The following is a 10,233-nucleotide window of genomic DNA, read 5'->3' as shown; positions in this document are numbered from 1 at the left end:
TCATAGTGTTTCGGTGGTCATAGCGTGAGGGAAACGCCCGGTTACATTCCGAACCCGGAAGCTAAGCCTCACAGCGCCGATGGTACTGCAGGGGGGACCCTGTGGGAGAGTAGGACGCCGCCGAACTTAAATTGAAGAAAACCCCCGCACCATTTGGTGCGGGGGTTTTCTGCGTTATGGGTGTTTCATGGCCCACCCCATGGCAGCCGGCCGTCGCCACGGAGGGTAAGGTCATGGGGCATCGTAGGAACGTTCCCACAGGAGGCCCCCGGGTGGAGGTCCAGGAAACCCGTGTCCAGACCGACCGGGTTCTCACCATCCCGAACATCCTCAGCATGGCGAGGTTGCTCGGCGTACCTCTCTTCCTGTGGCTGATCCTCAGGCCCGTGTTCGGCGGTCCCAACAGCGACGTGTGGGCGCTGATCGTGCTGATGCTCAGCGGGATCAGCGACTATCTGGACGGGAAGCTCGCGCGGCGCTGGAATCAGATCAGCAACCTGGGCCGGCTCCTCGACCCGGCTGCCGACCGGCTGTACATCCTGTCGACATTGGTCGGGCTCACTTGGCGCGAGATTCTGCCGCTGTGGCTGACTTTGGCGCTACTCGCGCGTGAAGCGGTCCTCCTGGTGATGGTGGGAATCCTCCGGCGGCACGGGTATCCGCCGCCGCAGGTGAACTTCCTCGGGAAGGCGGCCACCTTCAACCTGATGTACGCCTTCCCGTTGTTGCTGCTCAGCGATACAAGTGGCTGGCTCGGTACGCTCGCTGCTATTTTCGGATGGGCGTTCGCAGGATGGGGTACAACGCTGTATTGGTGGGCAGGGATCCTGTACGTGGTTCAGGTCCGCCGTCTCGTCAGAGCGGACAACACGGCCGACTGAGCCTGCCGTAATCGGTAGCGTTTTAGGCGGGCTGAGTCGGCAAGACCGTCGTCTCTCAAGGAGGACGCTTCCGACATGAAGGCCGTCGTGATGGCTGGAGGCGAAGGCACACGCCTTCGCCCCATGACCTCGAGCATGCCCAAGCCGCTCCTGCCTGTGGCCAACCGGCCCATCATGGAGCATGTGCTACGGCTGCTCAAGCGGCATGGGCTCAACGAAACCGTCGTCACCGTTCAATTCCTCGCCTCATTGGTGCGGAACTATTTCGGTGACGGGGAAGAGCTCGGAATGGAGCTCACCTATGCCAATGAGGAGAAGCCACTCGGCACCGCCGGCAGCGTCAAGAACGCCGAAGACGCGCTGAAGGATGACGCATTTCTGGTCATCTCCGGTGACGCACTCACTGACTTCGACCTCACCGAGCTCATCAATTTCCACAAGGAAAAGGGTGCGCTTGTCACCGTATGTCTGACGCGGGTCCCGAATCCTCTGGAATTCGGCATCACGATCGTCGACGAGGAAGGGAAGGTCGAGCGGTTCCTGGAGAAGCCGACCTGGGGTCAGGTCTTCTCCGACACCGTCAACACGGGCATCTACGTGATGGAGCCCGAGGTGTTCGACTACGTGGAGCCGGATGTTCCGGTGGACTGGTCGGGCGATGTCTTCCCGCAGCTCATGAAGGAGGGCAAGCCCATCTACGGGTTTGTCGCCGAGGGATACTGGGAGGACGTCGGTACCCACGAGAGCTATGTGAAGGCACAGGCCGACGTGCTCGAGGGCAAGGTCGATGTGGAGATCGACGGCTTCGAGATCTCGCCGGGTGTCTGGGTCGCGGAAGGCGCGGAGGTGCATCCGGACGCCGTGCTCCGTGGTCCGCTGTTCATCGGTGACTACGCGAAAGTCGAAGCCGACGTCGAGATCCGTGAGCACACCGTCATCGGCTCCAACGTCGTCGTGAAGACCGGTGCCTTCCTGCACCGCGCTGTCGTGCACGACAACGTCTACATCGGTCCCCACAGCAATCTGCGCGGCTGTGTCGTCGGTAAGAACACCGACATCATGCGGGCCGCGAGGATCGAGGACGGCGCGGTCATCGGGGACGAGTGCCTCGTCGGTGAGGAATCGATTGTTCAGGGGAACGTGCGCGTCTACCCCTTCAAGACGGTCGAGGCCGGCGCCTTCGTCAACACCTCGGTGATCTGGGAGTCCAGGGGACAGGCCCATCTGTTCGGCGCCCGTGGGGTGTCCGGGATTCTCAACGTCGAGATCACGCCCGAGCTCGCGGTGCGTCTGGCAGGCGCGTATGCCACGACGCTGAAGAAGGGCTCCACGGTCACCACCGCGCGCGACCATTCGCGAGGTGCCCGGGCGCTGAAGCGAGCGGTGATCTCCGCGCTGCAGGCCAGCGCGATCGACGTGAGGGACTTGGAGAACGTGCCGCTGCCGGTGGCCCGGCAGCAGACCGCGCGGGGCAGCGCCGGCGGCATCATGATCCGCACGACGCCCGGAGTGCCGGACTCCGTCGACATCATGTTCTTCGACGGCCGGGGAGCGGACCTCTCGCAGGCGGGGCAGCGCAAGCTCGACCGCGTCTATGCCCGGCAGGAGTACCGGCGCGCCTTCCCAGGTGAGATCGGTGATCTGCACTTCCCGTCGAGCGTCTACGACTCGTACACGGGCTCGCTGCTGCGCAACATCGATACGAGCGGTGTCGCGGAGTCCGAGCTGAAGGTGGTGGTCGACGCCTCGAACGGAAGCGCCGGCCTTGTGCTGCCGAGTCTGCTCGGGCGGCTCGGGGTGGACGCCCTGACGATCAACCCGGGTCTCGACGAGTCGCGGCCCACCGAGACCGCGGATGCCCGCAGGTCGGGTCTGGTGCGCCTCGGTGAGATCGTGGCGTCGGCGCGGGCCGCGTTCGGTGTGCGGTTCGATCCGGTGGGCGAGCGGTTGTCGCTGGTGGACGAGAAGGGGCGGATCGTCGAGGACGACCGCGCGCTGCTCGTGATGCTGGATCTCGTGGCGGCCGAGCGGCGGAGCGGACGTGTGGCGCTTCCGGTGACCACGACCCGTATCGCCGAACAAGTCGCCGCGTATCACGGCACGCAGGTGGACTGGACGACCACGTCGCCCGACGACTTGACCCGTGTCGGCAGGGACGAGGCGACGATCTTCGGCGGTGACGGTCGTGGTGGCTTCATCGTGCCGGAGTTCAGCAGCGTCTTCGACGGTACGGCCGCGTTCGTGCGGTTGATCGGGCTCGTGGCGCGGACGCAGCTCACGCTCAGCCAGATCGATGCCCGTATCCCGCGTGCTCATGTGCTCAAGCGGGATCTGGCGACCCCCTGGGCGGTGAAGGGGCTCGTCATGCGACGGGTGGTCGAGGAGGCCGGGGAGCGGTCCGTGGACACCACGGACGGGGTGCGGGTCGTCGAGACCGACGGGCGCTGGGTGATGGTGCTGCCCGACCCCGCCGAGGCCGTCACTCACCTGTGGGCCGAAGGGCCCGACGACGCCTCCGCGCAGGCCCTGCTCGACGAGTGGTCGGCGGTCGTGGACAGCGCCGGACGCTGATCTTCACCGTGCGCCGGGCCCCGGCAGTTCAGCCGGGGCCCGGCGCGCCGGTGGGGCCATTCGGAGGTATGGGGCGCGACGTGCGACGATGTGCGGCATGCCGCAGCAGCCCCCCGTTCGGAGCACCGATTCGCGCCCCCCGCGCCTGGACGCTTCGATGTCGCTGCTCACCAATGTCATGGACCACAGCCTCGACGACGGTTACGCGGAGGCGGCGGCTCGTAAACAGGCGCAGGGCGAGGGCGGTTTGCCCCGCACTCTGCGCGCGAAGCTCGGTCTCGCGGCCGGGCTCGTGCTCGCCGCGCTCGTGGTGACGGTGGGCGCCGCCGAGGCGCGGATGGCGGCTCCGGTGCTCGCCAAGGAGCGCCAGGAGCTCATCGACCGCATCGAACGCGAATCGTCCGACGCCGACAACCTCGAGGACGAGGTCGATGCGTTGCGGGACGACGTGGACCAGCGGCGCAGCCGCGCCCTCGACGAAGACGGCAGCGGCCAGGGGGAGTTGGTGGCGCTGCTCGCGGGCGACACCGAAGTCACCGGCCCCGGGATCAAGCTCGTCGTGGACGACGCCGGTGGCGACGGCGAGGGCGGCGACGGACCGCGCGGCGAGACGGGCTTCTCGGACAACGGTCGTGTACGCGACCGGGATATGCAGCAGGTCGTCAACGGCCTGTGGGCGTCCGGTGCCGAGGCCGTCTCGATCAACGGACAGCGGCTGACCGCCCTGTCCGCGATCAGGGCCGCGGGCGACGCGATACTGGTCGACAACAAGCCCCTGGCGCCCCCGTACACCGTGCTCGCCATCGGTGACGGAAAACAGTTGAGCACCAAGTTCCAGGACAGCGCGGACGGGCTCTATCTGCACGCGCTGAAGGAGAACTTCGGGATCAAGGCGGACATCTCCGTCGAGGACGAGCTGCGGTTGCCGGCTGCGCCGAGCCTGATCGTACGAACCGCAGAGCCGAAAGCAGGGAAGGGCACATCGTGATCGCCGTACTGGGCCTCGTCGTGGGCGTCGTCGCCGGACTCTTCGTCCGGCCCGAGGTGCCCGCAGTGGTCGAGCCGTATCTCCCGATCGCGGTGGTCGCCGCGCTCGACGCGGTGTTCGGAGGGCTCCGCGCGATGCTCGACGGCATCTTCGACGACAAGGTCTTCGTGGTGTCGTTCCTGTCCAACGTCGTGGTCGCCGCGCTGATCGTGTTCCTCGGCGACAAGTTGGGCGTCGGCGCCCAGCTGTCGACCGGTGTGGTCGTCGTGCTCGGCATCCGGATCTTCTCCAACGCCGCGGCCATCCGCCGCCATGTCTTCCGGGCGTGAAGTCGATGAACAACCCTCAGGAAAACCCCGTGGCGGATGAATCGGCCGAGCCGGAAGTCACCGGCCGGCAGCGGCTGTTGCGGAGTCTGTGGCCGCCGAAGGTGTCACGGGCGCAGCTGATCGTGGCGCTGCTGCTGTTCGTGCTGGGGCTCGGACTCGCCATTCAGGTGCGGTCGAACAGCGAGAGCAGTGCGCTGCGCGGAGCGCGTCAGGAAGATCTCGTCCGCATTCTCGATGAACTGGATGACCGCACCCAACGTCTAGAAGACGAGAAGCAGCGTCTCGACGATCAGCGGACCGAGTTGGAGAACAGCTCGGACCAGGCCGAAGAGGCGCGCAAGCAGACGGTGGAGAAGGAGCGGCAACTCGGGGTACTCGCAGGGACGGTGGCGGCCGAAGGGCCCGGTATCACCGTGACCGTCACCGACAGCAAGGGCGCGGTCGAGGCGGACATGCTGCTCGACGCGATCCAGGAGCTGCGGGCCGCGGGCGCCGAGGCGATCCAGATCAACGAGGTCCGGGTGGTGGCGAACACCTACCTCACGGACGGCTCCGACGGGGTCGAGGTCGACGGACGCCCGGTCTCCGCTCCGTACCGCTTCAAAGTGATCGGCAAGGCGCAGGACCTCGAACCCGCCCTGAACATCCCCGGAGGTGTCGTGCAGACGCTGGAGAAGGAGCAGGCCACGGTGGAAGTGACACGCGGCGAGAAGATCGTCGTGGATGCCTTGCGACGGGCGAATCGTCCTGACTACGCTCGGTCGTCCTCCCAGTGAGGCAGGGGCGTGTCACAGGCCGTGAGCGAGGGCATGAGGTTGCGGGGGGTCGGCGCACCGGAAGGGTGTCGCGTGGTGGAAACTGTCCGGAGGTTGCGGACGTTGAGAAGGTGTCTGCGTCGCCGATGTACGCCGGTGTGAGCAGTCAGGGTTCGTCCTGCCCCACGGGCGGGTCTGTTTCGGTCAAGGGGAATCGCCCGTGAAGTTGTTTCAGAAGTTGTTCGGCAAGAGCTCGCGCGAAGACGGCGGCGCCGCCAGGCACCGCGCTCCGCGGCATGGAGGAGAGCCCGAGGGCCAGGGTGGTGAACGCCCGCTGTTCCGCGATCAGGTGGGCGGCGCCGGCGGCGACATTTCGGGCGCTCCGGGCGCGTCTTCTGTTGACCCTGCTGTGTCCGGCGGCATAGGTTTCTCGGAACCATCAACCTCAAGTACGGGTGGAGAGTTCGGCGCCGGCCCGTATGCGTCCCACGCCCCCGCGGGGCACCCGCGGCAGGAGGATCCGTCCATGTCGGCCCTGGTGTGTACGAGGTGCGGTAACCGGAACGCCGAGGCCAGCCGGTTCTGCTCCAACTGCGGTGCGCCCCTTCGGGCCCCGGGCGGTGAGCGGCCCTCCGAGACGACCTCGACCATCTCGATCTCGGGACTCGAGGCCTACGAGGCGGAGGTGACGGGCCAGACCCCGACGCCGGGCCTCTCGCCGGAGGCCCAGGCCGCCGTCGACGCACTGCCGCTCGGTTCGGCGCTGCTCGTCGTGCGCCGCGGGCCGAACTCGGGCAGCCGCTTCCTGCTCGACGGTGAACTGACCACCGCGGGACGTCATCCGCAGAGCGACATCTTCCTCGACGACGTGACCGTGTCCCGTCGTCATGTGGAGTTCCGTCGCGGTGCGGACGGGATCTTCACCGTCTCCGACGTGGGCAGCCTCAACGGCACCTATGTCAACCGTGAGCGCATCGACGCGGTGCAGCTGTCCAACGGTGACGAGGTGCAGATCGGCAAGTACCGCCTGGTCTTCTACGCGAGCCAGCGGGCCATCTGACCTGCAGGGAAGGCCCATGCTTCACACACCGAGGGGCGGTGCCGGAAACGGCACCGCCACCGCGGACGGCGAGCCCGTCAGCATCGGGCAGGTACTGAATCTGCTGAGCGAGGAGTTCCCCGAGGTCACCATCTCCAAGATTCGTTTCCTGGAGTCCGAAGGCCTGGTGGAACCGCAGCGCACCCCGTCCGGGTATCGGAAGTTCAGCGCCGCGGACGTCGAGCGGCTCGCTCAGGTGCTGCGCATGCAGCGTGACCACTACCTGCCGCTCAAGGTCATCAGGGAGCACCTGGACGCCCTGGAGCGCGGAGAGCAGCTGCCTGCGGCCCACATGGGCCAGCAGCGGACCTCGGACGAGGACCTTCCCGTCGGCCTCGGCCTGCCGGCCGACCAGCCCACCGCGGGCCGGATCAGCCGCGCCACGCTGCTCGCCGCGGCACAGGTCGACGCGGACGAGCTGGCCGAGTGGGAATCGTACGGGCTGATCACGCCGTCGGCCGAGGGCGACTACGAGGCCGACGCCGTGCAGATCGCGAAGCTTGTCGTCGAACTCGGAAGTTCAGGAATCGAGCCGAGGCATCTGCGCGCCATGAAGGCCTCCGCCGAGCGCGAGGCGGGCCTGGTCGACCAGGTGGTGGCTCCGCTGCGGCGGCACCGCAATCCGCAGACCAGGACCCATGCCGAAGCCCGTACGAAGGAGCTGGCGGCGCTCACGATCAAGCTGCACGCGGCGCTCGTCCAGTCGGCGCTCAGGGTACGCCTGTACTGACTGGGAGGGTGCCCGACTACCCAAACCGGCCGGGCAGGTCCTAGGGTTGCTGTGTGAATGAGCTCGACGTTGTCGGTGTCCGGGTCGAAATGCCCTCCAACCAACCGATCGTGCTCCTGCGTGAAGTGGGTGGCGACCGCTACCTCCCCATCTGGATCGGACCAGGGGAGGCGACGGCGATCGCCTTCGCTCAGCAGGGCATGGCCCCCGCACGGCCGCTGACGCACGACCTGTTCAAGGACGTGCTGGAAGCCGTGGGCCAGGAGCTCACAGAAGTGCGCATCACCGACCTTCGGGAAGGTGTCTTCTATGCGGAACTTGTCTTCGCGAGTGGTGTCGAGGTCAGCGCGCGACCCTCGGACGCCATAGCGCTCGCCCTGCGTACCGGAACGCCGATCTACGGCAGCGACGGCGTCCTCGACGACGCCGGAATCGCGATTCCGGACGAGCAGGAGGACGAGGTCGAGAAGTTCCGTGAGTTCCTGGACCAGATCTCGCCCGAGGACTTCGGGACGAACAGCCAGTGACGCCGCCCGTACCAGCGGGCCCGCGCGGGCATTCGGCTAGCCTTTCCACGCGGTGAGGCGGCTCAAACCACACTTCGGGTGATTATCACTCGGCGTGCCGAGTGTGGCGTTCGTTGACGTGCTCCTGGGTACTGCCTACCGTCGAGAAGGCAGGTCAAGGACGGAGGCCGACGTGAGAAGCAGCGGCGACGGTACGGCTGGGGGTGCCCCCGGACGAAGTCTGGGGGAAGGTCCGTACCCGCTTCACAGCGGCGCGACCGATCACTCTCCGCAGCGGCCGGCGGCAGCGCGGGGGAACAGCGGTGAGGCGGCCGAACAGGTCGGCTACCGCGGACCGACCGCCTGCGCGGCGGCCGGCATCACCTATCGGCAGTTGGACTACTGGGCCCGTACAGGGCTCGTGGAGCCCAGCGTGCGTCCCGCCTTCGGATCGGGGACGCAGCGGCTCTACAGCTTCCGGGACGTCGTCGTCCTGAAGATCGTGAAGCGGTTCCTGGACACCGGGGTCTCGCTGCAGAACATCCGCACCGCGGTGCAGCATCTGCGCGAGCGGGGATTCGCCGATCTGGACCGTATGACGCTGATGAGCGATGGCGCGACGGTCTACGAGTGCACCTCGCCGGACGAGGTCGTCGAGCTGCTCCAGGGCGGTCAGGGGATCTTCGGGATCGCCGTGGGCGTCGTATGGCGGGATGTGGAGGCTGCGCTGGCGCAGCTGCACGGGGAGCGCGTCGACACAGGCGAGACGCTCATCGGGCACAATCCCGCGGATGAGCTGGCGCGGCGGCGGGGGAATCGCGCCGTCTGACGGCTTGCGGGCGATGGGGTGATCACGCCGGTCTGACGCGCGGTCCCGGCGTCTTCGGGGCCGTTGTCAGTGGCGTAGGGCAGCATCGGTGCTGTGAGAGCGGCGCCCACCATCCTGCACCTCGACATGGATGCCTTCTACGCCTCGGCGGAGCAGGCATCCAAGCCGAGCCTGCGCGGGAAGGCCGTGATCGTGGGCGGGCTCGGGCCGCGTGGTGTGGTGGCCACGGCTTCGTACGAGGCGCGTCGGTTCGGGGTGCACTCGGCGATGCCGATGGGGCAGGCGCGCCGGCTGGCCCCGAATGCGGCCTACCTGGTGCCGCGGTTCGGGCTGTACCGGGATATCAGCGAACAGGTCATGGCGCTCCTGAAGGAGCTGTCGCCGCTGGTCGAGCCGTTGAGCCTGGACGAGGCCTTCGTGGATCTGGAGGCGGGCGAGGTGGCCTGGGACACGGCTTCCGCGCTGGCGGTGGGGGAGAAGCTCAGGGCCGACATACGGGCGGTCACCGGGCTCACCGGGTCGGTGGGGCTCGCGGCCTCCAAAATGCTGGCGAAGATCGCGTCCGAGGAGGCCAAGCCGGACGGGCTGCGGCTGATCGTGCCGGGGACGGAGCGGGAGCTGCTCGCGGACAAGTCGGTGCGGATTCTGCCCGGGGTCGGTCCCGCGACGGGGGATCACCTGCGGCGGGCCGGGATCACGACGGTGGGGGAGATCGCCGAGGCCGGTGCGGACGAGCTCGTACGGCTGCTCGGGAAGGCGCATGGCGGGCATCTGTACACGATGGCGCTCGCCGTCGACGATCGGCCGGTGGTGGCCGAGCGGGAGACGAAGTCGGTGTCCGTGGAGGACACCTTCGATGTCGACATCCACGACCGGGTGCGGGTGCGGTTCGAGGTGGACCGGCTGGCGGAGCGGTGTGTGGCCAGGCTGCGGGCCGGTGGGCATTCGGGGCGGACCGTGGTGCTCAAGGTCCGGCGCTATGACTTCTCGACGTTGACGCGGTCCGAGACGCTGCGGGGGCCGACGGACGATCCTGCGGTCGTACGGGAGGCGGCGGCGCGGCTGCTCGAGTCCGTGGACACGACGGGTGGGGTGCGGCTGCTCGGGGTCGGCGTGAGCGGTCTTGCCGACTACACGCAGGAGGATCTGTTCGCTCAGGCGCAGGCTGCTGAGGCGGAGCTGGCGGCTGCGGCTGCGGCTGCCGATTCAGCTGTGGGTTCGGCCTCGGCTGTGGGTTCCGGGGATGGAGCCGTGGAGGACGAGGGATCGGCTCTCGGGGCCGAGGTGGCCGAAGTCCGTGAGGCGGCGCCTGCGGAGCGGCGGTGGTATGCGGGGCACGATGTGCGGCATGCCCAGTTCGGGCCCGGGTGGGTGCAGGGGAGTGGGATCGGGAGGGTGACTGTGCGGTTCGAGACGCCGGGGTCGGGGCCTGGGCGTGTGCGGACGTTTCGGGTGGATGATCCGTTGCTGTCGCCTGGGGAGCCGTTGCCCCTGGTGGGGGCGACGGAGTAGCTCCGGGGTGCGGGTTCGCTGTTGTGTGGGTGG

Annotated in this window: 10 protein-coding genes and 1 rRNA gene; all 11 read left to right on the top strand. The window is 67.7% G+C overall.

The features are described 5' to 3' along the window. Positions 1-9 precede the first annotated feature (9 nt). The 11 genes from rrf (at position 10) to G6045_RS35950 (ending at position 10,200) form a co-directional block, all read left to right on the top strand. Positions 10-126, top strand: a 5S ribosomal RNA gene (gene rrf / locus G6045_RS36000). A gap of 146 nt (positions 127-272) precedes the next feature. Further along, entirely contained in the window at positions 273-881 is a 609-nt protein-coding gene (locus G6045_RS35995) for a CDP-alcohol phosphatidyltransferase family protein (protein WP_165336427.1), read from the top strand. A 75-nt stretch (positions 882-956) separates the two neighbouring features. Next, positions 957-3,452: a mannose-1-phosphate guanyltransferase gene (locus tag G6045_RS35990; RefSeq protein ID WP_165336426.1), complete on the top strand. Its 2,496-nt coding sequence runs from the start codon at positions 957-959 to the stop codon at positions 3,450-3,452. A gap of 88 nt (positions 3,453-3,540) precedes the next feature. After that, the gene (locus G6045_RS35985) at positions 3,541-4,440 is read left to right on the top strand and encodes a DUF881 domain-containing protein (RefSeq protein ID WP_165336425.1); all 900 of its coding nucleotides are present in this window, start codon (positions 3,541-3,543) and stop codon (positions 4,438-4,440) included. Next, a complete protein-coding gene (locus tag G6045_RS35980) occupies positions 4,437-4,769 on the top strand; it encodes a small basic family protein (RefSeq protein ID WP_165336424.1) in 333 nt (110 codons plus the stop codon). The genes G6045_RS35985 and G6045_RS35980 overlap by 4 nt, the downstream gene beginning before the upstream one ends. A 5-nt stretch (positions 4,770-4,774) precedes the next feature. Continuing rightward, complete coding sequence (locus tag G6045_RS35975) at positions 4,775-5,545, top strand: DUF881 domain-containing protein (protein ID WP_165336423.1); 771 nt, start codon at positions 4,775-4,777, stop codon at positions 5,543-5,545. A gap of 157 nt (positions 5,546-5,702) precedes the next feature. Continuing rightward, positions 5,703-6,584 (top strand): FHA domain-containing protein, encoded by an 882-nt coding sequence (locus G6045_RS35970; RefSeq protein ID WP_206344633.1) that lies wholly within the window; start codon positions 5,703-5,705, stop codon positions 6,582-6,584. 16 nt (positions 6,585-6,600) lie between these two features. Continuing rightward, positions 6,601-7,353: a transcriptional regulator FtsR gene (gene ftsR / locus G6045_RS35965; protein ID WP_165336421.1), complete on the top strand. Its 753-nt coding sequence runs from the start codon at positions 6,601-6,603 to the stop codon at positions 7,351-7,353. 53 nt (positions 7,354-7,406) lie between these two features. After that, positions 7,407-7,880 (top strand): bifunctional nuclease family protein, encoded by a 474-nt coding sequence (locus G6045_RS35960; protein WP_006123076.1) that lies wholly within the window; start codon positions 7,407-7,409, stop codon positions 7,878-7,880. 172 nt (positions 7,881-8,052) lie between these two features. Continuing rightward, complete coding sequence (locus G6045_RS35955) at positions 8,053-8,688, top strand: MerR family transcriptional regulator (protein WP_165336420.1); 636 nt, start codon at positions 8,053-8,055, stop codon at positions 8,686-8,688. Positions 8,689-8,781: 93 nt separating this feature from the next. Next, a complete protein-coding gene (locus tag G6045_RS35950) occupies positions 8,782-10,200 on the top strand; it encodes a DNA polymerase IV (RefSeq protein WP_165336419.1) in 1,419 nt (472 codons plus the stop codon). Positions 10,201-10,233 lie beyond the last annotated feature (33 nt).

Source organism: Streptomyces mesophilus (assembly GCF_011044995.1).
GTDB lineage: Bacteria > Actinomycetota > Actinomycetes > Streptomycetales > Streptomycetaceae > Streptomyces > Streptomyces mesophilus.
The sequence above is the reverse complement of the archived record's forward strand: the minus strand, read 5'-3'. Positions and strand labels throughout refer to the sequence as shown.